The sequence below is a fragment of the Pseudomonas sp. Q1-7 genome, from assembly GCF_028010285.1.
Taxonomy (GTDB): domain Bacteria; phylum Pseudomonadota; class Gammaproteobacteria; order Pseudomonadales; family Pseudomonadaceae; genus Metapseudomonas.
The window spans coordinates 2,695,511-2,720,332 of sequence record NZ_CP116304.1; the positions used below are offsets into that span (position 1 = coordinate 2,695,511).

Consider the following 24,822-nt stretch of genomic DNA (forward strand, 5'->3'; position numbering starts at 1 on the left):
AATAATGGCCCCTTAGGGCCATTTTTTATTGCTTTTCCCTGGCAGACGTTTTCCCGAAAGTAGCCCCCAGATCGCAAGCCGATGGCCCTGCTAGTCAGGTCAGGTGACCGGTTTACGCAAGACATCGACAACAACAATTAACCGTGGTCGGTCTGCCTGGCCGACTCGGCGCTAGATAGGGTTACCTCATGGGAAACGCTAAGCAACTGCCCCTGCAGGGCGTCAACGTTATCGACTTCGGCCAGTACATCGCCGGTCCCGCGGTAGCGATGATCCTCGCCGATCTCGGTGCCACCGTCATTCATATCGATCCGCCGACGGGGCCGCTCTGGGACAGTCCAGCCAACGCCACACTCAACCGCAACAAGCTGTGCATGCGTCTGGATCTGAAGAGTGCCGATGGTCTGCGCCAGGCTCGCGAACTGGTCGCGAAGGCGGATGTGGTGATCGAGAACTTTCGTCCGGGTGTGATGGTAGACCTGGGCCTGAGCTTCTCTGAATTGCGGCGTAGCCGCCCGGAACTGATCACACTTTCCATCCCCGGTTTCGCCAGCAACGATGAGTTGCGTCGTGAGTGGCGCGCCACCGAGGCGGTAATCGCGTCAGCCTCTGGCGTGTTCACCGACATGGGCCAGAACCGGGTGCTGATGGGGATCAACCCGAGCTTCTCTCCGCTGCCCCTGGCCTCCGCCTACGGCACCATGCTCGCAGTGTCGGCCGTGGTATTGGCTCTGCAGGCGCGCGAAAAAAGTGGCGTCGGTGATGAGATTGAAGTGCCGCTTTCCGCGGCGGTGATGGAAGGGCTTTCCTACAACTCCATCAAGATCGACGGCTATCCGCTGCGATACAAGACCTTGCGCGAGAAAGAAAGCGAGCGGCGCAGGGCGGAGAACCTGCCGATGAACCTCAGTTATGAGGAGCTGCAGGAGTACCTGGATCCCTTCTACCGCACCTACGAATGCGCCGACGGCCGCAAGTTTTATGCGGTCTGTCCTTCGCACCGGGACCATGCCAAGCGCTGCCTGCAGGCCATGGGGCTGTACGAGGAGATGCTCGCCGCGGGCCTGCCCAAGGTGGACAACCCGTACCTGCCGATCGATCAGTGGGAAGGCAATGCTTCCCTGGGTGTCTACCCGTTGCCCGCAGATTGGGCCGCGCGTATCTCCGCACGGATGAAGGAAGTATTCCTCACCAAGACTGCTGCCGAGTGGGAGGTGATCTTCGGCGAAGGGCGTTTCCCTGGGGCTCCACACCGTTCCACTCAGGAATGGCTGCACGACGAGCACGCCAACACGGCCGGTCTGGTAGTCGAGGTGACGGACCGCGAGTACGGGGTAATGAAACAACCCGGGCCGGTGGCATGGTTGGAAGGCTGTGCAGAACCGATGCTCAAGCCGGTTTCCCGTCGTGACGTTACTTTCGATGAGGCGCTGGCAACGCTGCAGGAGCGTCCGACTCCGACTCTGCCGGCACCGAAGCTGGACGGGCAGGGTGGTTGGCTGGACGGCGTGAAGATCCTCGACCTCACCAACGTCATCGCCGGTCCGCACTCCACCTCGTTCCTCGGTCGCTTCGGCGCGGACGTGATCAAGCTTGATCCGGCAGTACCCAATTACGATCCGTGGAACACGGTCGTCTTCGGCCTGTCCTCCGCACGTGGCAAGGAAAGCATCCTGGTCGACCTCAACAGTGCCGACGGTCGCGAGGTGTTCAACCGCCTGGTCCGCGAAGTGGACGTCATCGTGATGAACGCCCCGGATCGACAACTGGCCCCGCTGGGCCTGGACGAGGCCAGCCTGCAGGCGGTGAATCCTGGTGTGATCTTCTGCCAGCTCGACTGCTTCGGTGGCCCGCGCCGTGGCCCGCGTACCGACTACCTGGGTTACGACGATCTGATCCAGGCCACCACCGGCATCATGCTGCGCTTTGGCGGCGGCATGCAGACCCCGGAAGAACACGCCCACGTCGGTACCATCGACGTGATGTGCGGCTTCGCTGCAGCCCTGGGAGTGGCGACCGCGCTGTACCGCAAGCATCGCTCCGGCGAAGCCCTCCGCGCGCGCACCTCTCTGGCGGCACTGGGTAACCTGGTCCAGATTCCGTTCTGCTACGACTACGCAGGTCGCGGCCCCTTCGATGAGCCGTCTGGTCGTGACGCCGTAGGTTACAGCGAGTTGTCGCGCTTCTATCGCACAGCAGACGGCTGGATTTACCTGGATGCTGACGAGAGTGACCTGGACAAGTTCGGTGCTATTGCCGAACTGGCAGGCGTGGCTTCGGCGACTGATCGTGAGGCCTTCCTTGGCCAAGCCTTTGGCCGCATGTCCAGCGAAACGCTGCAGGCGCGTCTGCAGGCGGCCAACATCGCAGCTGCGGCGCCGGACAACATCGACAATCTGCGTCAACGCTATAGCCGCGCGGCCGATGGTCAGCCAGGCACGAGCATCGGCAGCTACGCCTTCAGCGTGTATGGCGATCATCCCAGCGGCCATCGGATCACGCAGCTCGACCCGTATGCGATTCGCCCGCGCGTTTCGCGCATTCGTGCCCTGCCGCCGGCGGAGAAATTTGGCGCCTCTACCCGCAAGGTCCTTGAACGACTGGGTTACAGCGCTGAGCAGATTCGCATGCTGCTGGATATCGGGGCGATCAGCGAAAGCTGGAGTGACGAGTACCTGCCGACCTAACCGGTAGGACCACCCAACACGCGCTTCAGACCTGACCCTGTGTGAGGTCTGAACCGCCCCAGGATGCCCTCACCCTCTCCAAGAACGAGCGTCGAAGCCCGCTCGCGGGCTCGCTCATGCCGCGAAAAGAGATTTCATCATGACTTACTCAAGCATTCTTCCCCGCGTTCTGCAGACCGGAGCCGGCGCCAGCCTGCAGATCCCGCAGATCCTCGCCAGCCTGGGCTGCATGCGCCCGCTGATCATTACCGACCGCATGATGGTTGAACTGGGCTACGCCGGGCGCATTCAAAATGCCCTCGCCGATACCGGTCTGTATGCAGACATCTTCTCCGATACCGTACCGGAACCCACGGTTGCCTCAATCCAGGCAGGTGTCGAAACCGCTCGGAGTGGTGGCTACGACAGCATCATCGCACTGGGCGGCGGTAGCCCGATCGACAGTGCCAAGGCCATCGGCATCCTCGCCAAGCACGGTGGTGAAATGCGCGACTACAAGTTCCCGCGCAACGTTACAGAGGCCGGCCTGCCGATCATCGCCATTCCAACCACTGCCGGCACCGGTTCGGAAGTGACTCGTTTCACCATCATCACCGACGAGAAAAGCGACGAGAAGATGCTCTGCGTCGGCGCGGGCTTCATGCCCGTGGCCGCACTGGTGGACTTCGAGCTGACCCTGAGCCTGCCCCCGAGGGTCACTGCCGATACCGGAATAGATGCGCTGACCCATGCCATCGAGGCGTATGTCAGCAAGAAGGCCAATCTATTCAGCGATGCACAGGCGCTGGCCGCAATGCGTCTGATCGGGCCGAACCTGCGTCGGGTCTATGCGCAGGGTGACGATCGGGTGGCACGGGAAGCGGTGATGCTGGGTTCGACCCTGGCGGGGTTGGCGTTCTCGGCCGCCTCGGTCGCATTGGTGCATGGAATGAGCCGACCGATCGGCGCGTTCTTCCATGTGCCGCATGGCCTGTCGAACGCCATGCTGCTGCCTGCGGTTACTGCGTTCTCCATCCCCTCGGCCCGGGATCGCTACGCCGACTGTGCGCGAGCGATGGGGGTAGCGACCGCCTCGGACAGCGACAACGCCGCTGTGGAGAAGCTCCTGGCTGAACTGGAGGCGATCAACGCTGAGTTGAACGTGCCAACGCCGGCGCAGTTCGGCATCGACCGTAATCAATTCTTTGAGCTCATGCCGACCATGGCTCGTCAGGCGCTGGCCTCCGGCTCGCCTGGCAATAACCCGCGCGTACCCAGCGAGACCGAGATGGTCGAGCTGTACCGCAGCCTCTGGTAAGTCCTACCGCCATTTTCGAACCTGTCTGAACGTACGAGGAATCCGCTGATGAACACTGTAGGCCACCTGATCAACGGCCAGATCACGACTGCCGCCAAGCGCACCCAGGATGTCTTCAACCCGGCTACGGGTGAAGTTTCCCGCCAGGTCGCACTGGCCACCGCCCAGACCGTGGATTGTGCGATTGCCGCGGCTGAAGCCGCCTTCCCGGCCTGGCGCGATACGCCGCCGATCAAACGTGCGCGGGTGATGTTCCGCTTCAAGGAACTGTTGGAGAAGAACGCCGACACCATCTGCCAGATGATCGGTGAGGAGCACGGCAAGATCTCCCATGACGCCGCCGGTGAACTGCAGCGCGGTATCGAGAACGTCGAATACGCCTGTGGCATCGCCGAGCTTCTCAAGGGGGAGCACAGCAAGAACGTTGGACCGAACATTGACTCCTGGAGCGAGTTCCAGCCGTTGGGCGTGGTGGCCGGCATTACGCCGTTCAACTTCCCGGTGATGGTGCCGCTGTGGATGTTCCCGATGGCGATTGCCAGCGGCAACTGCTTCATCCTCAAGCCTTCCGAGCGCGATCCGAGCTCCACCCTGTTCATCGCCCAGTTGCTGCAAGAAGCGGGTCTGCCCAATGGTGTGTTGAACGTGGTGAACGGTGACAAGGAAGCGGTGGACATCCTCCTGCGCGACCCTCGCGTTCAGGCGGTGAGTTTTGTCGGTTCGACTCCGGTGGCCGAGTACATCTATTCCACCGCAACGGCCCATGGCAAACGGTGCCAAGCGCTGGGGGGTGCCAAGAACCACGCCATCGTGATGCCCGACGCAGACATGGACAACGCTGTTAACCAACTGCTCGGGGCGGCCTTCGGCTCTTCCGGCGAGCGCTGCATGGCCTTGTCGGTCGCCGTGGCGGTGGGGGATGCAGCGGCGGATGCGCTGGTCGAAAAAATGCAGGCGGCCATGCAGAACCTGAAAGTCGGCGCCTACACCGACAGCCAGAACGATTTCGGCCCTGTCATCACCCGCCAGCATCAGCAGAAGGTGATTGGCTACATCGACAGCGCGGAAGAGCAGGGCGCCACTGTCGTGGTCGACGGTCGCGAGCCCCGAGTCCAGGGTTACGAGAATGGGTTCTTCGTGGGCGGCACCCTGATCGATCGCGTGACGCCGGAAATGGTCAGCTACAAGGAAGAGATCTTTGGCCCCGTGCTACAGGTTGTTCGCGTCAACAGCATGAAAGAAGCCATGGCGCTGATCGACAACCACGAGTACGGCAACGGCACCTGCATCTTCACCCGCGATGGCGAGGCTGCCCGGTACTTCTCCGACAACATCAAGGTCGGCATGGTCGGTATCAACGTCCCGCTGCCCGTACCCGTGGCCTACCACAGCTTTGGCGGTTGGAAACGCTCGCTGTTCGGCGACCTGCACGCCTATGGCCCGGACGCGGTTCGCTTCTATACCCGCCGCAAGACCGTGACCCAGCGCTGGCCGTCCTCCGGCGTGCGCGAAGGCGTCGAGTTCTCCATGCCGACGATGAAGTAGCGACTGGATGCCCCACCGGGTGTTGGCAACGCCCGGTGGGGATCTGGCCATGTCTCGTTGGGGCGCTGCAACCACCTCCGCCCAACGAGCCCCGCCGCATAAGGGTGACGCCAATCTGATCAAGGCGCCCCGGCAACCGAAGACGACTCAACTCGAACACAACAATAAAACCCGTAATCGAGAGACGACTATGAACAACAATCACAAGAAGCTTTCGCTCCGCTGCCCCTGCTATCTCCTCCCCTCTGCGCGACCTCACGTCAGCTTTCTGGCCGATCGCCGGAACTAATCCGGTTTCTGGCCTTGCACTGCTGTGAAAGGCAAAGAGCTATTGAGGAGACTTGCGAAATGAACAAAGTCCACACGGGCGCTGCGCTTGATGGGCGCGTATTCTGGCCCTCATTGATTGTCATTCTGGGCATCACCATTCCCCTGGTCGCTTTCCCCGAGTCGGGCGAAGCGATCATCAACCAGATGTTTGCGTTTTCCACCGGGAAGTTCGGCTGGCTGTATTTGGTATCCGGGCTTTCAGTGGTTGCGTTTCTGCTCTGGCTCGCCTTCGGCCGTTACGGAAACATCCGCCTGGGTCGGGAGACGGATGTTCCCGAATTCTCCTATTTCAGTTGGGTGGCGATGATTTTCTGCGGTGGCATTGGTATCGCCATCGTCAACTGGGCCTGGGTCGAGCCGATTTACTACTTCAACGCGCCGCCACTGAATGTCGCAGCGCACAGCCGAGAGGCCGCCGAGTGGGCACTGACCTATGGACAGTTCCATTGGGGGCTTACGCCCTGGGCGTTCTACTGTTTGCCCGCCTTGCCCATTGCCTATTCCATGTACGTGCGCCGGCAGCCTGGCGTGCGTCTATCGGTGGCGGCACGCGGGGTACTGGGAACCAAGGCCAACGGCTGGATGGGCATCCTGCTCGATACCATCGTGGTCTTCGGGATTGTCGGGGGTGTGGGAACTTCGCTCGGTCTTGCCGTGCCGCTGGTCTCGACCCTGGCCAGCGATGTCTTCGGGATCAAGCCGTCGTTTGCCTTCGATATGGCGATTCTCTCCCTCTGGACACTGATGTTCGGTATGAGCGTCTGGTTCGGTCTCAGCAAGGGCATCAAGATCCTCAGCGACATAAACGTCTATCTGGCACTTCTGCTGTTGGCGTTCGTAGCCATCATCGGCCCCACCCTGATGATCATTAATGGATGGGCAAACAGCCTGGGATTGATGTTCAACAACTTCATTCACATGAGCTTGTGGACCGATCCGATCGCGAAGGGCTCCTTCCCCCAGGATTGGACGGTTTTCTACTGGGCCTGGTGGATTGCCTACGCGCCGATGATGGGTTTGTTCGTGGCTCGTATTTCACGGGGCCGTACCATCAAGGAGTTGATTCTTGCCGAGTTGGTCTGGGGCAGTCTCGGCTGCTGGATCTTCTTCGCCGTATGGGGCGGATATTCGCTGAATCTTCAACTGTCTGGTGCGCTGGACGTGAGTGCGATCCTCAGTCAGCAGGGTATTCCCGCAGCCGTTCTTGCCATTCTCAAGACCATTCCATTCTCTGGCCCGATAATCGCCGCGTTCGTGCTGTTGTGCTTCGTTTTCCTGGCGACCACGCTGGATTCGGCAGCCTACGTCCTGGCGTCGGTCACTTCGCGTGAACTGAACGGTTATGAAGAGCCGCAACGCTGGTTACGAATTGTCTGGGCATTGCTTCTTGCGGTGATCGGTATCGGGCTGATCAAGGTCGGGGGTCTCAAGGCGGTGCAGACGTCGACGATCGTCGTGGCACTCCCACTGATCCCGGTCCTCGGCGTGCTGGCCTGGTCCCTGGTTCGCATGATCAGGGCAGACTTCGGCGATCAGCTCGAAAATCGTGAAGTGGTTCTGGCCACCTCGCAGGTCACGGTTCCTGGGCATAGGGAAGAGACGGACGATCCGGACATGCTGATCCCGATGGCAACCACGGTAGGCAAATGAGCGGCTAGAGACTGACAAGCAACGCCGTAAGGGTCACTGCGTACTGTGTGGCAAAGCGCAGTGACCCGCCTATATACGGCATTCGAGCAGAACTACGTGTTCTCCTTTTCCAGGGTCATCCTTCGTTTCGTCGTCATCTGCGAGTCTCCTTCTGGCCGATTTGTGCCGGTGCTGCTATGCCCGGACTCGGCCGGAAGCAGCGTAGTTAGGTCTGTCACCTTTTCTCTCTGGCCATTGGCGATGGTTCAACCGCAGTGCCGAGCGGCTCCATGCTCTGCTCTCGGGAGCAGGGCGCCACTCGGGCGCCCCTGCCGAGGGCTTCGCGCGAGTATCTTCGCGCCTGGCCGCTCAGATCGCCTGGCCGCCGGAGACCTCAATGCGCTGGGCATTAATCCAGCGATTCTGCTCGCCGAGCAGGCTGGCGATCATCGGGCCGATATCGTCGGGTACGCCAACGCGGCCGAGCGCCGTCATGTCCGCGAAGACCTTGTTCAGATCCGGCATGTCGCGCACCGCACCGCCCAGAAAATCGGTCTCGATTGCTCCCGGCGCCACAGTGTTGACCGCAATACCTCGGCTGCCCAGCTCCTTGGCCATGTACAGGCTTAGTACCTCGACCGCACCCTTGACCGCCGAGTAGACGGAGAAGCCGGGATAGGAGACGCGCGTCAGCCCCGAAGATATGTTGACGATACGACCGCCATCGGCCAGCAACGGCAGCAATGCCTGGGTGAGGAAGAACACGCCTTTGAAATGGACGTTCACCAGAGCATCGAATTGCGCTTCGGTGGTTTCGGCGATCGACGCCATGTCCCCGTGGCCGGCGTTGTTGACCAGGTGATCAAAGCTGTCACGCTGCCAGGTCTCGCGCAAAGTCTGGCGCAGGCGCTGCACGAAGGCGGGGAAGGTGGTGACGTCGCCGGCGTCCAGTTGCAGCGCGACGGCCTTGCGCCCCAGCGCTTCGACTTCGGCTACCACGGACAGTGCGGCGTCGGCCTGGCTGTGATAGGTGACAACCACATCGCTACCCTGACGTGCGATATTCAAGGTGGTGTTACGGCCGAGGCCGCGGCTGGAGCCGGTTACGATAGCGATCTTGGTCATGGTAAAAATCCTCTGCTTCGTGAAGGGGATTTCATTCTGTGATCTACGGGGGAATCCCGTCCTTACCGAAACCTCGACGCCTTTTGCCTATTTCTCCAATGGTGAGCAACGTGCTCAAGTTCAGCCTAAGGAAGCACCGATGAGCGCAGAGCTGCTGAATGCCGTTCGCGAGTATCTGAATAGCCATGTCGCCCCCAATGACCTTGCCCAAACACCCATTTCCGGCTTGACCATCATCCGTACGCATGAGCCAAGTGGGCTGGATTACGCCATTACCCGGCCTCTCGCCTGTCTCGTCCTGCAAGGCCGCAAGCAGGTGATGACGGGAACTCAGACGTTTACCTTCAGCGCAGGAGATTCGCTGCTGATCACCGCCGATGTACCGACGGTCAGTCAGATTGTTCAGGCGAGTCCCGAGGCACCGTACATCTCGCTGGTGATCGATCTGAATCCCGCCTTGCTCACCGAGTTAATGGAAGAAATGAGGTCCGCTCCGAGCCCTGAGGAGGCGCCGATAAAGATCGAACCGACTGACACTGAGGTCGTTGAAGCGGCGCTGCGATTGATGCGCTTGCTGGATCGCCCGGCTTCAGCGACGGTGCTGCATGCCTCGTTAATGCGCGAGCTGCACTACTGGTTGCTGGCAGGGCGTCATGGTTCGGCAATCAGTCGTCTGGGCTGGCCGGATGGCCATGCGCAGCGTATCGCGCGGGCGGTGACGGTGCTGCGTAACGAGTTCACTCGCCCCCTGCCGGTGGAACATCTGGCCTCCGTAGCCGGCATGAGCACATCGTCATTCCATCATCATTTCCGCAAGCAAACGTCGCTTACGCCGCTGCAGTTTCAGAAGCAGCTACGGTTGATCGAGGCCCGTCGCCTGATGATCGGGGAAGGGGTCTCGTCCAGTACTGCGGCATTCACCGTAGGCTATGAAAGCGTGTCGCAGTTCAATCGAGAATACCGCCGCCTATTTGGCATGCCGCCGGGCCGACATACGGCTGGCGCTTGCTGACCACGGCAGCCCCGGCTCCCTTTGCAGCCTCTTTTCGCTGTGGAGCAAAAGGCGCCGAAGTTCAACCACCGGCGGCCATCACTGTTGAGTGATTATCCAACGACCGAAGGATGCTGTTCTGCATCTTCCGTCATGCACTCAGCGCAGCTTTTCCGGCATCGGGATAGGTTGATTTAGAGATCAGACTGACCGCTTTCGGCCAGGAACGGACACTCAAAGTCACGACGAAAACAAGCGACCTCATGGCGATTTCCCTAACAAATCTCGCAGTGAAACCTCTGGGCGAGAGGCGGAAACGGCCGGACAGGCCCATTAAAAACGCTAATGACCATTGACCTAAAATAATTAGATCTTATGCGCACTACTTGTCAGCATGGACATGGTGAGGGGACCTTTTGCCCATCTACAGACAGAGACGAAAACAATTGAAAACTAAGATTAAAAACCTTGCAGCGAAGCTCAAACTGCTCGGCGAAGCATGGGGAGAGTACAACCTGAGAAACCTTGGTCGGGTTCTACCCCATTTCCACGGACGGTTTGAAAAGGGCTGAAAACTTCAGATCTTGCCGGGCGACTCTACGACGCATTCGTGGGTTATGAAACCGCTCGATGTAGTCGAATAAATCCGCCCGAGCTTCATCACGAGTTCGATACGATTGATGGGCAACGCGCTCCCGTTTGAGCTGACCGAAGAAGCCTTCACAGGCAGCGTTGTCGCCGCAATGCCCGACGGCACTCATGCTGCAGACCAGCGTGTTGCGATTCAGAAAGCGCTGGTAGTCAGCACTGGTGAATTGGCTACCGCGATCCGAATGTAGGATCACCGACCAGTCACCTTGGCGCTGCCAGATCGCCATCTCCACCGCTCGAATCACCATCTGCCGATCCTGACGGTGATGCATCGACCAACCGATCACCAACTTGCTGTACAGGTCGAGCACCACGCATAGGAAGAGCTTGCCTTCCAGTGTGGCTATCTCCGTGATATCCGTGACCCACTTGCGCTCCGGTTCCTGCACGGTGAAATCGCGCTCCAGCAGGTTTTTCACGCCTGCTGGACGGCCGCTGGCGACTCTTCCAAAGCCACGTCTCTTACGGCGGGGCCAGCCTTGAATGCGCTCAGCGGCCATCAGGCGAGCAACGCGGTTCAGGCTGACGATTTCGCCCTCGTCGAGCAGATCCTCGTGCATCCGTGGCGCTCCGATCACTCCACGGCTGTCCTCGTGGATCTCCCGAATACGCCTCACCAGGCGCGCATTCTCTTGAGCACGTGGGCTTGGCTCGCGATCCTGCCAGGCGTAATAGCCACTGGCAGAAACCTTCAGACAACGGCACATCAGTCGTACCGGGTACTCGTTGCGGCAGCGCTGGATCACCGTGTACCGCTCGATGACTCCTTGGCAAAGTACGCTGCCGCGTCTCTTAAAAAATCACGTTCCTTGGTTACTCGGGCCAACTCGCGCTTGAGGCGGGCAAGCTCCTCATCCCGCGGACTTCCCGTTCCAGGGAAGGCTTTCTCTGCGCTTGGTTGTGCCTCCCGAACCCAGCGTGTGAGCAGGTTGGGAGCAACACCAATCTCCAGGGCCACCTGTCGGCAGCTCGCCCCTGAACGACGAACCAGCTCGATGGCTTCCCGCTTGAATTCGGGGCTGTATTTCTTGCGCTTGGACATGAACACTCCTTTAGCTCGACGTGAGCTTACTCGAAAGTGTCCGTGCTAACGGGGTAGAACCCGATCGTGGGAGTTGAAATAGAAATCACGCGACTCATCGGCAAACTCAAACTAAGCCAGGATGATGAGCAGAGAGATGCACGAAACGCCGGCCAGATCTTGATCGAGAGTAACAACCGGGAAATTGGCTCAGCCATGCTTCATTGCGCAAATAATGTAGCTATTGAGTAACCCAACAGCTCTATAGACATATCTAAACGTCCGCTCCTGGCCGCTTTCTGCCCGTCGAGATCGGCAGAAACCGGCCGATAGCAACAGCCGAATGCCTGAGGAGAAGGAGCGATCCGCCCCCGAAAGGGGCGGATCGGGCGGTTGGGCTGGTCAGGCCTGCTCCAATGCCTTGTGATCGGCAACGATCTTGGCTTCGTCCCGAAGGGTCTTCTTCACCGAGGCGCGCTCATCGATGCGAGCCTTGTAGGCCATCAGGTGCTTCAGGTGGCTGATCTCGGTGCCGGAGCGTTCATGCCAGAAGGTGCCCCAGACATACGCATCCGCCACGGTGAACTGTTCGCCAGTGAGCCAGGTGCGGCCGTCCGCCAGGCGGGCATCCAGGGTGGCGTAAGCCTTGACCAGCTTGTCGCGGGTCCAGGCAGTGCCTTCCTCGGTCAGCAGCTTGCGCATCAGCGGAATGTGCTTCTGGGCGATTTCGGTGGCAAGGAAGGTCAGCAGTTGATTGAACTTGACCCGTTCCAGGCTGCCTTGGGCCGGCGCCAGACCAGCTTCCGGGTGCAGGTCGGCGAGGTAGGACGCGATGACGATGGTCTCGGTGAGGATGTCCTTGTCCGTATTGTCCAGTTGCAGCGCCGGCACATAGAACAGCGGGTTGATCTGGGTGAAGTCCTCACCGTTCGAGGTGGTCCGGTTCCAGACGTCGAAGTGAACCAGTTCCAGGTCCAGGTCCAGTTCATTGGCGATGATCTGGACGGCTTCGGAGCAGGTCTGGTCGGCGATGTAGAGTTTCATGTGCGTCACCTTGTAGTGGGGAATCGGCCTGGGTATCAGGGCCGGTGAGCGCAGTTTCGAAGTTTCTCCTAAGTTGATAAACGCGCCGAAGGGAGACGCTTTGTCGATATCAGGGCGACAATCAAGGCGCCCGGAAGCGGGTGATTGTCTTTTTCGGAGCGACAGTGCGCGGTGGTCGGAGCGGTTTATCTGGCGTTGCCGGTACCTTACTGTCGCGAACCCAATACAAGCTCCAGGAAACTGTGGATGCGCGCCAATGGCGGAAAAGCGCCCGGTAGTCCTGCGAATTTCGTCCACGGGAGATACAGCGATGGAACAGACTGACGCCTCCTTCCCCGAGATCGCTGCCTTCGTGGCAGTCGCCCAGACGGGAAGCTTCACCCGCGCCGCCGAACACTTGGCCAGCAACAAGTCCAACGTGGGTAAGGCGGTCCAGCGCCTGGAGGCACGGCTTGGTACGCGTCTGTTGCAACGCACCACCCGTGCGGTGCGCCTCACCGAGGATGGCGAGACCTATCTGGAAGCTGCCCGTGCTGCCCTGGACGGCCTACGGGAGGCGGCGCAGGCACTGGCTGCGCGACGAGAAGAGCCTATAGGCCGGGTGCGTCTGGACATGCCTTCGGGCTTCCGGCAGCTGTTCCTGCCAACCCTGTCCGAGCTTCGCAAGTGCTACCCCCAGGTCACCCTCGAACTGTCCATGACCGATCGCATGTCCGACGCCGTCGGGGAAGGCTGGGACCTGGTCTTGCGAGCGGGTGAGTTGCCCCAGGACAGCGAAATGACGGTGCGCAAGCTGTGCGATATCCGCCTGGCCCTCTACGCCGCGCCGGACTACCTGGCGCGCCACGGAGCGATCGCCGCGATTTCCGACCTCATCGACCACGATGCGGTGACCTTCCGTGGCTTCACCGGCCGCCTGCGGCCCTGGTCGTTGCTGGAGAACGGCTACATCAAGGAGTTCGCCCCCAACCCGACGCTGGTACTGTCAGATGGTCAGGCCCTGATCGATGCAGTGGTTGCCGGACTGGGTATCGCCCAGATCTACGACCGCGTCGCGCGGCCCTACGTGGAGAAGGGCCAACTGGTTCCGATACTGCCCGAGGCGACGGTCCCCGGCCCGCCAGTGCATGCCTTGATTCCCGCCGGTCACCGGATGCCGGCCAAGACCCGTGCGGTGCTCGACTATCTGGCCGAGCGCCTTCGCGCCTAGACGCATGCCGGGCTCGCTCGGTCCGGCGGCCCGTACCCCGACCCGCTGCGGCGGATTGTAGAAACAGTCGCTACAAAGCGTCGCTTGCCGGCGCGTTTATCCCCGCGCAAGCCGAATTCAGAATTCCTCCCCAGATGGCACCGTCGCCCGGTGCGAGGAGGAATCCCGATGCTGACCAAAGACGCGCTGAGCAGTGGCCGCTATCTGAAGAGCTTCGAGTCGTTCGAAGGCCTGCTGTGGAGCGAGGGCCGCATCCTCCAGTCCCTCGACGAAACCCTGTCGGCACGCACCGGCCATGGCGATATCTGGCTGTTCGCCTACGGCTCGCTGATCTGGAACCCCCTGCTGGACTTCATCGAGCGCGCCGTGGCCACCCTGCATGGCTGGCGACGCAGCTTCTGCCTGCGGATGGTTGCTGGCCGTGGCAGTGAAGCTGCACCCGGACGGATGCTGGCGGTCGAGCCCGGCGGCCATACCCAGGGCGTCGCCTATCGCCTCGGTGGCCGGACCCTGCGCCACGACCTGCAATGCCTGTGGCGGCGGGAAATGGTGTTCGGCTCCTACTTGCCTACCTGGGACCACATCACCCTGGCCGGCGGTCGCCAGGCCGAGGCCCTGGTGTTCGTCGCCGATCCGGCCTTCAGCCTCTATGAGCCCGACTCCTCCGTCGCCGCTATCGCCCGGCAAATCGCCCTGGCCAGTGGGCCTCACGGCAGCAATGCCGAATACCTGCAGCTTCTCCAACAGGCCCTGCGCGAATACGGCCTGAGCGATCACTACATCGATGCATTGGCCACGACAGTGGCCGGCCATCTCCGGGATGCCGCACTCGACGCGCCCCCCTGATGTTCCCGTCTACCCGTCCGCCCCCTTTCTCATCCCGGTTTCCAGGAGAAGCACCATGTCAGTCCAACCCAAGACCCTTGCATTCGCCATCGGCGCCCTTATTGCCCTGGGCGGCGCCGGCGGCCTCGCCATCCATCAGGGCACTCCGTCCATCCCCAGCGCCCAGGCCGCTGCCGAAGCGCCGGCCGTGGAGGTGGATGTGGCTCCGGCCATCGGCCGCACCATCAGCGAGTGGCAAAGCTACTCAGGGCGGCTGGAGGCCACCGAGCACATCCAGCTGCGCCCCTTGGTCGGCGGCACCATCGTCAGTGTCCACCTCAAGGATGGCGGCCTGGTGAAACAGGGTGACTTGCTCTTCACCATCGATCCGCGGCCCTATCAGGCTGCCGTGGAGCGCGCCCGCGCCGAACTGGCCGCTGCCGAAGCCCGCGCCAGCTATGCCGCCACCGATGCCGAACGAGCTCGGCGGCTGATCACCCGCGATGCGATCGCCAAGCGCGAGTTCGACGAGCGCGTCAACGCTGGAAAGGAGACCGCGGCGGCCGTCAAAGCCGCAAAAGCCGCGTTGCAGGCCGCGCTGCTCGACCTGGACCACACCCGCATCACGGCGCCCGTCAGCGGCCGGGTTTCCCGTGCCGAGCTGACCGTCGGCAACATCGTCGCTGCTGGCGCGAGTGCGCCGCTGCTGGCGACCCTGGTATCGGTGTCGCCGATCTATGCGTCCTTTGAGGTCGACGAGCAGACCTACCTGCGTTACCTGCGGGGAGCGAGCGGCACGAAAGTCCCGGTTGCCCTGGGCCTGGCCGACGAGAGCGGCTATTCCCGCGAGGGCGAACTGGTGTCGGTGGACAACCAGTTGAACACCGGGACGAGCACCCTGCGTGTCCGTGCGCGCTTCGACAATGCCGATGGCGCGCTGCTGCCGGGGCTCTTCGCACGGGTCAAGGTCGAAGGCGGCAAGCCGTACGAGGCCGTGCTGATCAGCGATGCCGCCGTGGGCACCGACCAGGCCAAGAAATTCGTGCTGGTGGTGGATGAGCGGGACCGCGTGCAGTACCGCGAAGTGGTTCTGGGTGGGCTCCATGAAGGGCTGCGCATCGTCACCCAGGGTCTGAAGGCCGGCGAGCGCATCGTCGTCAGCGGCGTTCAGCGCGTGCGCCCCAACGACCTGGTGCAGGTCCATGACACCACCATGCAGGCCAGCCAGCCGCTGGCTCTCGCCAACTGAGGCTCGCCATCATGAATATCTCCAAGTTCTTCATCGATCGGCCGATCTTTGCCGGCGTGCTCTCGGTGGTGATCCTGCTGGCCGGGATCATTGCCCTGTTCCAGCTGCCCACGGCCGAATACCCGGAAGTGGTGCCGCCCTCGGTGATGGTGCGGGCGCAGTTCCCCGGCGCCAACCCGAAGGTGATCGCCGAGACCGTCGCCTCGCCTATCGAGGAGCAGATCAACGGCGTCGAGAACATGCTCTACATGCAGTCGCAGTCCAACAGCGACGGCAGCATGACCACCACCGTGACCTTCAAGCTGGGCACCGACCCGGACAAGGCCCAGCAACTGGTACAGAACCGTGTGTCCCAGGCCTTGCCACGCCTGCCGGAAGATGTACAGCGCCTGGGTGTGACCACGGTGAAGTCCACGCCGACCCTGACCATGGGTGTGAGCCTGATCACCACCAACGACCGCTATGACCTGACCTACCTGCGCAACTACGCGGTGATCAACGTCAAGGATCAGCTGGCGCGCATTCCCGGTGTCGGTGAGGTGGTGATGTGGGGCTCGGGCGACTATTCCATGCGGGTCTGGCTGGACCCGCAGAAGGTCGCCCGGCAGAGCATGACCGCTTCGGAGGTGGTGGCGGCGATCCGCGAGCAGAACGTCCAGGTGGCCGCCGGCATCATCGGCGCCGCGCCCATGCCCGTCGATGTGCCGTTGCAGCTGAGCGTCAACGCCCAGGGCCGGCTGAAGACGGTGGAGGAGTTCCGCGACATCATCCTCAAGACCTCTTCTGACGGCGCGGTGATCCGCCTGGGCGATGTGGCACGGGTGGAGATGGGCGCGGCGGACTATGCCCTGCGCGCCATGCTCGACAGCAAGCCGGCGGTGCAACTGATCATCTTCCAGCAGCCCAATGCCAATTCGCTGCAGATCTCCGATGACGTGCGCCGGGTCATGGCCGAGCTGAAAAAGGACATGCCCGAGGGCGTGGACTACGCCGTGCGCTATGACCCGACCCAGTTCGTCCGTGACAGCATCAACGCGGTGATCCAGACCCTGCTGGAGGCCATCGCCCTGGTGGTGCTGGTGGTGATCCTGTTCCTGCAGACCTGGCGTGCGTCGATCATTCCGCTGCTGGCGGTTCCGGTGTCCATCGTCGGGACCTTCTCGCTACTGCTGGCCTTCGGCTTCACCATCAACGCGTTGTCCCTGTTCGGCCTGGTGCTTGCGATCGGCATCGTGGTGGATGACGCCATCGTGGTCGTCGAGAACGTCGAGCGGAACATCGCCGCCGGCATGACGCCGCGGCAGGCGACCTACCACGCCATGCAGGAAGTGAGTGGCCCGATCATCGCCATCGCCCTGACCCTGGTGGCCGTGTTCGTGCCGCTGGCGTTCATGTCCGGTCTCACTGGGCAGTTCTACCAGCAGTTCGCCATGACCATCGCCATTTCCACCGTGATTTCGGCCTTCAACTCCCTGACCCTGTCGCCGGCGCTGGCTGCGCTGCTGCTCAAGGGACACCACGAACCCAAGGATCGCCTGACCCGGATCATGGACGCCCTGTTCGGGCGCTTCTTCGCGGCGTTCAACCGAGTGTTCCATCGCGGTTCGGAGGCCTATGGCGGCGGTGTGCGCCGCGTGGTCGGCCACAAGGGCGCCATGCTGTTGGTCTATGGCGTGCTGCTGGCTTTCGCGCTGTATTTCGGCAAGACCGTCCCCGGCGGCTTCGTGCCGGGCCAGGACAAGGACTACCTGGTGGCCATTGTCCAACTGCCCAGCGGCGCGTCTCTGGAGCGCACCAGCGAGATCACCCGCACGCTGAGCGATATCGCCATGGCCCAGCCGGGCGTCGCGCATGTGCCGTCATTCCCCGGGCTGTCAGTAAACGGCTTCACCAATTCCTCCAGCAGTGCCCTGGTGTTCCCTGTACTGAAACCGTCCAAGGAGCGTGGACCGGGTGAAAGTGCTGCGGAGATCGCCGCGGCCCTCAACGAGAAGTTTTCGAGGATCAAGGGGGCTGCCATCGCTGTATTCCCGCCGCCGCCGGTTCAGGGCTTGGGCACCGTTGGAGGCTTCAAGCTGCAGATCGAGGATCGCGGTGCACTGGGATACGAGGCGCTGAACGAAGCGACCCAGGCGTTCATGAAGAAGGCGGCTGAAGCACCTGAGCTGGGGCCGATGTTCAGTAGCTACCAGATCAACGTGCCTCAGTTGAACGTCGAGCTGGACCGGGTCAAGGCGAAGCAGCAGGGCGTGTCGGTGAAGGCCGTATTCGAGACCCTGCAGATCTATCTGGGCTCGCTCTACGTGAACGACTTCAACGCCTTCGGCCGCGTCTACCAGGTGCGCGCCCAGGCCGACGCGCCGTTCCGTGCCACGGCCGATTCCATTGGCCAGTTGAAGGTCCGCAATGCCGCCGGTGAAATGGTACCGCTGTCGTCGCTGGTGACCGTCACGCCGACCTATGGTCCGGAAATGGTGGTGCGCTACAACGGCTTCCTCGCCGCCGATATCAACGGCGGCCCGGCGCCGGGCTATTCCTCGGGTCAGGCCCAGGCCGCGGTGGAGCGGATCGCCGCCGAGGTGTTCCCCCGTGGCATCAAGTACGAGTGGACCGATCTGACCTATCAGCAGGTGCTGGCCGGCAACTCGGCACTCTGGGTGTTCCCCATCAGCGTGCTGCTGGTGTTCCTGGTGCTGGCGGCGATGTACGAAAGCCTCAGCCTGCCGCTGGCGATCCTGCTGATCGTACCCATGACGCTGCTCTCGGCTCTGGCCGGTGTCTGGCTGACCAATGGCGACAACAACATCTTCACGCAGATCGGCCTGATGGTACTGGTGGGGTTGTCGGCGAAGAACGCCATCCTCATCGTCGAGTTCGCCCGCGAGCTGGAGATGCAGGGGCTCTCGATCGTGAAGGCTGCCATTGAGGCCAGCCGGCTGCGCCTGCGACCGATCCTGATGACGTCCATCGCTTTCATCATGGGCGTGGTGCCCCTGGTGATATCCAGCGGCGCGGGTTCGGAGATGCGTCAGGCGATGGGTATCGCGGTGTTCTTCGGGATGCTCGGTGTGACCCTGTTCGGCCTGCTGTTGACCCCGGTGTTCTATGTGTTGTTGCGCAAGCTCGCGGGTAGCAGGCCGCTCGTCAATAAGCATGCCGGTGAGCACCACGCGTTCGCCCTCGACTCCGTCATGCCCCATCAACCCCAGGCCAAGCACCTGCAGGCCGAGCCGGCCCTGTAAGGCTGAGGACCACTTATGCACGCAATCATAAACAGTGGTTCGCTGCGTCTCAGCCTGGTGGCTGCGGCTGTAGCGAGCCTGATCGCCTGCTCCGTCGAGCCGACCTATGAGCGTCCCGAGGCACCGCTGTCGGAGAGCTTCAAGGAGGCCTCGGCGAAAGGGGACTGGAAGACCGCACAACCTGCCGAGGAACTGCCGCGCGGTGAGTGGTGGAAGGTATTTGGCGATGCCACCCTTGACCGTCTGGAAGCCGAGGCACTGGACGCCAACCAGGACCTCCAGGCGGCAGCCGCGCGAGTCAAACAGGCGCGGGGCATCAACCAGGTCGCACGCGGCGGGTTGTTCCCGACGTTGGATACCGGCATTGGCGCGACTCGCCAACGCGTTTCGGAGGCCGCCCAACGAGAAGGCTCTGAGGCTTACCAGAACACGACGGTGCGGGCCCAGGCCGGGATCGCCTATGAGGTGGACCTGTTCGGCCGCGTCTCGGCGTCGGTCCACGCCGCCGAGGCGGATCTGGCTCGTAGCGAGGCGCTGTTCCAGTCCGTCCGCCTGGCCCTGCAGGCCGATATCGCGCAGAACTACTTCATCCTCCGCCAGCTCGATGCCCAGGCACAGGTGTTGGCGGAGGCCGTGGCGCTGCGGGAAAGGGCCCTGCAACTGATGGAGGCGCGTTTCGACGACAGCGAGGTGGACGAACTGGATGTTTCCCGCGCTCGTGCGGAACTGGCCACTGCGCGCTCCGAGGCGATGTCCGTGGAGCGCCGTCGCGCCACGGCCGAACACAGTCTGGCGGTGCTGCTGGGCAAGGCACCGTCCGGATTTGCCTTGCCCGCCGAGCCGCTGCGCCCGGTGGCGCTGAACATCCCGGCCGGGTTGCCATCCTCCCTGCTGGAGCGCCGCCCGGATATCGCTGCCGCCGAGCGTGCCATGGCCGCTGCCAATGCCCGCGTCGGCATCGCCAAGGCCGCGTTCTTCCCCTCGCTGACCCTGACCGGTGCGGCCGGTTTCGAAGGGGACAGCCTCGGCAACCTGTTCCACTGGAGCCATCGCGCCTTCCTCCTAGGCCCCTTGGCCGGTACTGCACTGAATATCCCGCTGTTCGACGGCGGCCGGCGTAGCGGCAACCTGGCCAGCGCCCGTGCGCAGTACGAGGAAGAGGTGGCGCTGTATCGCCAGCAGGTGCTGGTGGCCTTCCGCGAAGTGGAAGACAACCTCGCCGACCTGGCCGTGCTGCGGCGCCAAACCAGCACCCAGCAGGAAGCGGTGGAGGCCTCCGCGCGGGCGGCCGAGCTTTCTCGCGCGCGCTACCTGGAGGGCGCCACGGACTACCTGGACGTGATCGACGCCGAGCGTTCGCTGCTCCAGGCGCGTCGCGCCGCCGTGGAGCTGCAGGGCGTACAGGCCATCGGCACGGTGAACCTGATCCGCGCGCTCGGTGGTGGCTGGGAATTGCCGCCGAAGCCTCTGGAGGGCACGGACCTGGCCCTGCAGCCCTGATCGCCAACTAGCCCGGCCGGACCGGTCGGGCCCTCAACTCAACGTCCCTTCGGGTGGCGCTCCTGGCGCCGTCCTGGGCGGACTCATGGTGGAAAAAGCAATGAGCACAGCAAACACGCGAGGCAGCTTGATGATCCTCGCCTCGATCTGCCTGGCAGCCCTGGTGCTGCCGATGAGCTTTACCGGTGGCGCCGTGGCGCGTCCGGCGATTGGACATGAACTGGGTGGCAGCGCAGTCCAGCTCACCTGGATCACCAACGCCTTCATGTTGACCTTCGGCAGCCTGCTGATGGCGGCCGGCGCGCTCGCCGACCAATACGGCCGCAAACGCCTGTTCTGCATCGGCACCGCACTGTTCACGCTCACGTCCTTTGCCCAGGGCTTCGCCCCCAGCGTGCTCACGTTGGACCTGCTGCGGGCGCTACAAGGCGTGGCCGGAGCGGCGGCGTTGGCCAGCGGCTCGGCGGCATTGGCGCAGGAGTTCGAAGGCCACGCGCAAACCCGCGCCTTCAGCATGCTCGGCACCACCTTCGGCATTGGCCTGGCCTTCGGCCCGCTCGTGTCGGGCCTGCTGATCGAGAGCCTGGGGTGGCGCTCGATCTTCTTCGCCACGGCGGCCCTGGGTGCCTTGTCGATGATCTTCGGTCTGCCGCGCATGCGTGAAACCCGCGACCCGAACGCCACGGGGCTCGACTGGCCTGGCACCTTGACCTTCACGGGGACCCTGGCGTGCTTCACCTTCGGTGTGATTCAGGGGCCGGAAAGCGGTTGGGGTAGCCCGCTGGTGGTCGGCCTGTTGGCGGCCTCGGCCGTATTGCTGGTGGCCTTCATCAAAGTGGAGAACCGCGTCACCCGCCCGATGCTCGACCTCAGCTTGTTCCGCATCCCGCGCTTTGTGGGCGTGCAGCTGCTGCCCATCGGCACCTGCTACTGCTACATCGTGCTGGTGGTAATCCTGCCGCTGCGCTTCATCGGCATCGAGGGCATGAGTGAGATCCAGGCGGGCTGGATGCTGCTGGCCCTGTCCGCGCCCATGCTGGTGGTGCCCATGCTGGCCGCGACCCTCGCGCGCTGGATTTCGCCTGGCGTGTTGTCCGGCTTGGGCTTCGTGATTGCCGCGGTCGGTCTGCAATGGTTTTCCCGCCTCGATTCGGCTGCCCAGGGCACCGAAGTGATTCTGCCGATGCTGCTGATCGGTGTCGGCGCCGGCCTGCCCTGGGGCCTGATGGATGGGCTGGCGATCAGCGTGGTACCGAAGGAGCGCGCTGGCATGGCCACTGGCATCTTCAATACCGCCCGTGTAGCGGGGGAGGGTGTGGCCCTGGCGATTGTCAGCGCCATCCTGGCGTCCCTTACCCAGGCGTGTTTGCTGGGCACAGTGGACGGCGACATTGCCGGCCTGTCCGATGTCGCCCAGCAAGTGGCTGCCGGTGAGCTGGTCCGTGCGGCGGCGCTGATGCCTGAGATACCGCGGGCCACGCTGGTAGCGAGTTACCTCGAGTCCTTTGACGTGCTGTTGCACATCCTCACTGGGATCACCCTGCTGTCGGCCCTGGCGGTGTTCGGTTTCCTCAGCCGCCCGGCGCCCGTGTCCGAGGCGCCTGCTTCGCTGGACCTGTCCCGTTGATTGTTACGTTTGGCCGGCGCCCGCCGCCGGCCTCTATCCGAGAGGCAACTGCCATGTCCGCCAGTCACGTAAACACTTTGGAAGTCCGGGCGCGCCCAGGTGCAGCGGCGCATGTTGAGCAGGGCCTGATAGAACTCACCGCACGCTTGGGAACGCTACCCGGCTGCCTTGAGTACGGCCTGCGCCGTGCCCGGGGTGACCAACAGTGCTGGGTGCTGAATGGGTACTGGACCAGCCTCAAGACAATGGTCCAACACTTTTCTTCAGTGGAGCTCGAGGAGTTGCTGGGCTTCCTGAGGCGACACGCTGCGAGCATTCGTTTCAGCAGCGTCTCAACGAGTTCGGAGTTGGAGCCTCGCGATGGAGTTCGATGAGCAGGTCTTCCATGCCTTCGATTTGAATGCGTTGGTGACCTTCCTGGTTGTCTATCGGGAGCGAGGGGTGTCACGGGCTGCCGCAAAGCTGAAGGTCACCCAGCCTGCGGTGAGTAACGTTCTGAGCAAGTTGCGGCGACGGTTGGGAGACCCCCTCTTCATACCGCGGGGCAGGTGGGTTCAGCCTACGAGCTACGCGACCCAACTTGCCCGGCGCCTGGAGCCCGCGCTACTCACGATGCAAGAAGTCATTACTTCGAAAGATGCCCCCAGCAGCCGAATGAACGGTGGGAGTCGAGGTTCGTGAGCGTCCCCAGCGTTGTGCCCCAACTCTCTGGCTCGTCAGGTGATCAAGGTCGAAATTCGCTCATCAAGCACGGAGGCAGTTCTGTTGCCTCCGTGCTCGTGAGTGGAGAACGCCGCCTTACTCGTCCGCCTTTACCTGATGCTCCCGCCGCCAGGCGACCGGCGACTTGCCGAACTGGTTGGTGAACCAGCGGGTGAAGGAGCTGGCCACCGAGTAACCCAGCAGGTCGGCGATGCGGCTGAGGGTATAGCGCGGGTTTTCCATGTAGCGCAGCACCAGGTCACGGCGCACTTCGTTGATCAGGTCGGAGAAGGTGACGTCGCTTTCTTCGAGGCGGCGCTGCAGGGTTCGCACGTTCATGCCGAGGGACTGGGCGATCTGCTCGATGGTCGCGCGGCCCATGGGCAGCAGCAGGTAGATGGCCTTGCGCACGTCGTTGAGGGTCGATTGCCGGGCCGCGCCGGGCAGGGTTTCCACCAGTCGCAGGGCGTGGCGCGCCATGGCCGGATCGGCCAGCGGGTTGGCTTTGTCCAGGTCGGTGGCCTGGCAGACGATGCCGTTGAACTCGCTGCCGAATTCCACCTTGCAGCCGAACACCCGCCGATGCAGTTGCAGGTCCGGCGGCGCGTCGTGGCTGAAGTTCACCGCGAGCGGGCGCCAGCCCGAGCCGAGCAGGGCGCTGCACATGCGGAACAGCACGCCAATGGCCAGTTCCATGCCCTGGCGGAGGGGCACCGGCGGGTCGGTGATGATTTCCTCCCGCAGCACCACGGTCTTGCCCACCTCGTCGACGAACAGCGCCAGGGACTCGTTGAGCAGGTGGCGGTACTGGACGATGGTCTCCAGCGCATCGCGCAGGGTCGGCTGGTGGGAGAGCAGCAGGCTGATGACGCCGAAGTCGGAGAGCTGGCGGGACTCGGCCATGCGCAGGCCGAAGGTGGGGCAGTCGCTGGCGCGGGCGGACTCTTCCAGCAGGGTGGCCACGGCGGAGGAGGGCAGGCGTTGCTCGGGGTTGTCCACCAGTGTCTGGCTGAGGCCCGCCTGGCGCAGCATCTGCTGCGGGTTGAGGCCGAGGTGCTGGGCCACCTCGATGTAGTTGGTCAGGGCCGCTGCGCGAACCATTGGGGTCATATCGATCGCCACGCTATTGTGTGTGCCGGCCAGGCTGCCGGTCGTTATTGTCGTTTAAAGCGAAGTGGGTCTGTCGTCGCGGATGGTCTTCGAATTCGTCTTTCATGACAACGCCGGCCCGATTCTTCGAGTGGGCCAGAAGCAAGTAAAGCCAAAGCCTGGGAAATGACCTATACCACGGATGGCGGGGATGGCCGTCCAGCAGGCGCTCGCGGAGGGCTGGGAGAGCCTGTCATGAAATGCGAAGCGCCTGACGCCCTATGAAAAGCGCCTGACCCGTTGCGGTTCTACTGTTCGTATCACCAACTCCTAAGTCGCGATGGCCAGCCCATCGACAGGGTGATGACGTGAACGACAATAACAATGCAACCATCCTTATAGTGCCCGGCCTGCGTGACCACGTGGCCGATCACTGGCAGACCCTCCTGGCTGCCCAACTGCCCAAGGTACGTACCGTACCGCCGCTTGAGCACGACAAGCTCAGCCTGTCTGCTCGCGTCGAGGCCATCCAGCATGAACTGGAACAGATCGACGGCCCGGTGATCCTGGTCGCCCACAGCGCCGGCGTCCTGATGGTCGCGCATTGGGCCGCGCGCTACAGCCGGCCGATCAAGGGCGCGCTGCTGGCGACCCCGCCGGATCTCGACGCCACCTGGCCGGAGAACTACCCGAGCCCCGAATCCCTGCAGGCCAACGGCTGGACGCCGCTGCCGCGCGGTCCGCTGCCGTTCCCCAGCCTGGTCTGTGCCAGCGAGAACGACCACCTGGCCAGCCCGGAGGCGGTACGCGCCTTGGCCGCCGACTGGAACGGCCGCCTGGTGGAACTGGGCCAGGTCGGACACCTCAATCCCGCATCGGGTTTCGGCGAATGGCCGTATGCCCATGAACTGATCCAGGTGCTGGATCGCTGACGCGCGATTTCATTGATTTTGGGGCCGGGGAGACCGGCGAAAGCGGCGCGATGCCAAGCAACCGGCTACGCGTCGACCATGCAGGGAGCAAGGAAAGGGTTGCGGTAGCCATTACAACAAGAAGCG

The 24,822-nt window shown here is 62.8% G+C and carries 18 protein-coding genes; 14 read left to right on the plus strand and 4 right to left on the minus strand.

The annotated features are described in order from the left end of the window. The first annotated feature begins 269 nt into the window (after positions 1-269). The 4 genes from PJW05_RS12425 to PJW05_RS12440 all read left to right on the plus strand — a co-directional run bounded on the left by PJW05_RS12425 (position 270) and on the right by PJW05_RS12440 (position 7,509). Positions 270-2,687 (plus strand): CoA transferase, encoded by a 2,418-nt coding sequence (locus PJW05_RS12425; RefSeq protein WP_271411999.1) that lies wholly within the window; start codon positions 270-272, stop codon positions 2,685-2,687. A 139-nt stretch (positions 2,688-2,826) separates the two neighbouring features. Continuing rightward, the gene (locus tag PJW05_RS12430; RefSeq protein ID WP_271412000.1) at positions 2,827-3,984 is read left to right on the plus strand and encodes an iron-containing alcohol dehydrogenase; all 1,158 of its coding nucleotides are present in this window, start codon (positions 2,827-2,829) and stop codon (positions 3,982-3,984) included. Between the two features lie 48 nt (positions 3,985-4,032). Continuing rightward, complete coding sequence (locus PJW05_RS12435; protein WP_271412001.1) at positions 4,033-5,529, plus strand: CoA-acylating methylmalonate-semialdehyde dehydrogenase; 1,497 nt, start codon at positions 4,033-4,035, stop codon at positions 5,527-5,529. 348 nt (positions 5,530-5,877) lie between these two features. Continuing rightward, a complete protein-coding gene (locus tag PJW05_RS12440; protein ID WP_271412002.1) occupies positions 5,878-7,509 on the plus strand; it encodes a BCCT family transporter in 1,632 nt (543 codons plus the stop codon). 348 nt (positions 7,510-7,857) lie between these two features. Here the strand turns inward: PJW05_RS12440 and PJW05_RS12445 are convergent, their stop codons facing one another. After that, complete coding sequence (locus PJW05_RS12445) at positions 7,858-8,613, minus strand: SDR family NAD(P)-dependent oxidoreductase (RefSeq protein WP_271412003.1); 756 nt, start codon at positions 8,611-8,613, stop codon at positions 7,858-7,860. A gap of 139 nt (positions 8,614-8,752) precedes the next feature. On the opposite strand from PJW05_RS12445, the gene PJW05_RS12450 reads away from it, so the two are divergent. Next, entirely contained in the window at positions 8,753-9,625 is an 873-nt protein-coding gene (locus PJW05_RS12450) for an AraC family transcriptional regulator (RefSeq protein ID WP_271412213.1), read from the plus strand. Positions 9,626-10,140: 515 nt separating this feature from the next. On the opposite strand, the gene PJW05_RS12455 is transcribed toward PJW05_RS12450, so the two are convergent. Together PJW05_RS12455 and PJW05_RS12460 are read right to left on the minus strand one after the other, a co-directional pair. Continuing rightward, a protein-coding gene (locus PJW05_RS12455; protein WP_271408054.1) for an IS3 family transposase occupies positions 10,141-11,297 on the minus strand; the annotation gives its coding sequence in 2 pieces (ribosomal slippage) (positions 10,141-11,048 and positions 11,048-11,297; 1,158 coding nt in all). A gap of 381 nt (positions 11,298-11,678) precedes the next feature. Further along, on the minus strand, positions 11,679-12,320 hold the full coding sequence (locus PJW05_RS12460; protein WP_271412004.1) for a glutathione S-transferase C-terminal domain-containing protein: 642 nt from the start codon (positions 12,318-12,320) through the stop codon (positions 11,679-11,681). Between the two features lie 310 nt (positions 12,321-12,630). Between PJW05_RS12460 and PJW05_RS12465 the strand changes: the two genes are divergently transcribed. The 8 genes from PJW05_RS12465 (at position 12,631) to PJW05_RS12495 (ending at position 22,654) form a co-directional block, all read left to right on the plus strand. Continuing rightward, positions 12,631-13,530 (plus strand): LysR family transcriptional regulator, encoded by a 900-nt coding sequence (locus PJW05_RS12465; protein ID WP_271412005.1) that lies wholly within the window; start codon positions 12,631-12,633, stop codon positions 13,528-13,530. Positions 13,531-13,698: 168 nt separating this feature from the next. Next, positions 13,699-14,376, plus strand: coding sequence for a gamma-glutamylcyclotransferase (locus PJW05_RS12470; protein ID WP_271412006.1), 678 nt, complete (start codon positions 13,699-13,701; stop codon positions 14,374-14,376). A 55-nt stretch (positions 14,377-14,431) separates the two neighbouring features. Then, entirely contained in the window at positions 14,432-15,604 is a 1,173-nt protein-coding gene (locus PJW05_RS12475; RefSeq protein ID WP_271412007.1) for an efflux RND transporter periplasmic adaptor subunit, read from the plus strand. Between the two features lie 11 nt (positions 15,605-15,615). Continuing rightward, complete coding sequence (locus PJW05_RS12480; protein ID WP_271412008.1) at positions 15,616-18,846, plus strand: efflux RND transporter permease subunit; 3,231 nt, start codon at positions 15,616-15,618, stop codon at positions 18,844-18,846. Between the two features lie 15 nt (positions 18,847-18,861). Next, a complete protein-coding gene (locus PJW05_RS12485) occupies positions 18,862-20,346 on the plus strand; it encodes an efflux transporter outer membrane subunit (protein ID WP_271412009.1) in 1,485 nt (494 codons plus the stop codon). Between the two features lie 100 nt (positions 20,347-20,446). Then, a complete protein-coding gene (locus PJW05_RS12490) occupies positions 20,447-21,973 on the plus strand; it encodes an MFS transporter (protein WP_271412010.1) in 1,527 nt (508 codons plus the stop codon). Between the two features lie 53 nt (positions 21,974-22,026). After that, the gene (locus PJW05_RS26750) at positions 22,027-22,347 is read left to right on the plus strand and encodes an antibiotic biosynthesis monooxygenase family protein (protein ID WP_442969228.1); all 321 of its coding nucleotides are present in this window, start codon (positions 22,027-22,029) and stop codon (positions 22,345-22,347) included. Next, a complete protein-coding gene (locus PJW05_RS12495) occupies positions 22,334-22,654 on the plus strand; it encodes a helix-turn-helix domain-containing protein (protein ID WP_271412011.1) in 321 nt (106 codons plus the stop codon). The genes PJW05_RS26750 and PJW05_RS12495 overlap by 14 nt, the downstream gene beginning before the upstream one ends. 117 nt (positions 22,655-22,771) lie before the next feature. Here the strand turns inward: PJW05_RS12495 and PJW05_RS12500 are convergent, their stop codons facing one another. Next, positions 22,772-23,776, minus strand: a complete 1,005-nt coding sequence (locus PJW05_RS12500) for an AraC family transcriptional regulator (protein ID WP_271412214.1) — start codon at positions 23,774-23,776, stop codon at positions 22,772-22,774. A 356-nt stretch (positions 23,777-24,132) separates the two neighbouring features. Here PJW05_RS12500 and PJW05_RS12505 point away from each other — a divergent pair, with 356 nt between their 5' ends. Continuing rightward, positions 24,133-24,696 carry an RBBP9/YdeN family alpha/beta hydrolase gene (locus PJW05_RS12505; RefSeq protein ID WP_271412012.1) on the plus strand — a complete coding sequence of 188 codons (564 nt, stop codon included), beginning with the start codon at positions 24,133-24,135 and terminating at the stop codon, positions 24,694-24,696. Positions 24,697-24,822: the final 126 nt, after the last annotated feature.

Excerpts from the sequence above, each read along its gene's own strand:
- PJW05_RS12440 (WP_271412002.1), top strand. The coding sequence starts at position 5,878 with ATGAACAAAGTCCACACGGGCGCTGCGCTTGATGGGCGCGTATTCTGG.
- PJW05_RS12430 (WP_271412000.1), top strand. The coding sequence starts at position 2,827 with ATGACTTACTCAAGCATTCTTCCCCGCGTTCTGCAGACCGGAGCCGGC.
- PJW05_RS12435 (WP_271412001.1), top strand. The coding sequence starts at position 4,033 with ATGAACACTGTAGGCCACCTGATCAACGGCCAGATCACGACTGCCGCC.
- PJW05_RS12490 (WP_271412010.1), top strand. The coding sequence starts at position 20,447 with ATGAGCACAGCAAACACGCGAGGCAGCTTGATGATCCTCGCCTCGATC.
- PJW05_RS12450 (WP_271412213.1), top strand. The coding sequence starts at position 8,753 with ATGAGCGCAGAGCTGCTGAATGCCGTTCGCGAGTATCTGAATAGCCAT.
- PJW05_RS12445 (WP_271412003.1), bottom strand. The coding sequence starts at position 8,613 with ATGACCAAGATCGCTATCGTAACCGGCTCCAGCCGCGGCCTCGGCCGT.
- PJW05_RS12470 (WP_271412006.1), top strand. The coding sequence starts at position 13,699 with ATGCTGACCAAAGACGCGCTGAGCAGTGGCCGCTATCTGAAGAGCTTC.
- PJW05_RS26750 (WP_442969228.1), top strand. The coding sequence starts at position 22,027 with ATGTCCGCCAGTCACGTAAACACTTTGGAAGTCCGGGCGCGCCCAGGT.
- PJW05_RS12465 (WP_271412005.1), top strand. The coding sequence starts at position 12,631 with ATGGAACAGACTGACGCCTCCTTCCCCGAGATCGCTGCCTTCGTGGCA.
- PJW05_RS12495 (WP_271412011.1), top strand. The coding sequence starts at position 22,334 with ATGGAGTTCGATGAGCAGGTCTTCCATGCCTTCGATTTGAATGCGTTG.
- PJW05_RS12480 (WP_271412008.1), top strand. The coding sequence starts at position 15,616 with ATGAATATCTCCAAGTTCTTCATCGATCGGCCGATCTTTGCCGGCGTG.
- PJW05_RS12500 (WP_271412214.1), bottom strand. The coding sequence starts at position 23,776 with ATGGTTCGCGCAGCGGCCCTGACCAACTACATCGAGGTGGCCCAGCAC.
- PJW05_RS12475 (WP_271412007.1), top strand. The coding sequence starts at position 14,432 with ATGTCAGTCCAACCCAAGACCCTTGCATTCGCCATCGGCGCCCTTATT.
- PJW05_RS12460 (WP_271412004.1), bottom strand. The coding sequence starts at position 12,320 with ATGAAACTCTACATCGCCGACCAGACCTGCTCCGAAGCCGTCCAGATC.
- PJW05_RS12485 (WP_271412009.1), top strand. The coding sequence starts at position 18,862 with ATGCACGCAATCATAAACAGTGGTTCGCTGCGTCTCAGCCTGGTGGCT.
- PJW05_RS12425 (WP_271411999.1), top strand. The coding sequence starts at position 270 with ATGATCCTCGCCGATCTCGGTGCCACCGTCATTCATATCGATCCGCCG.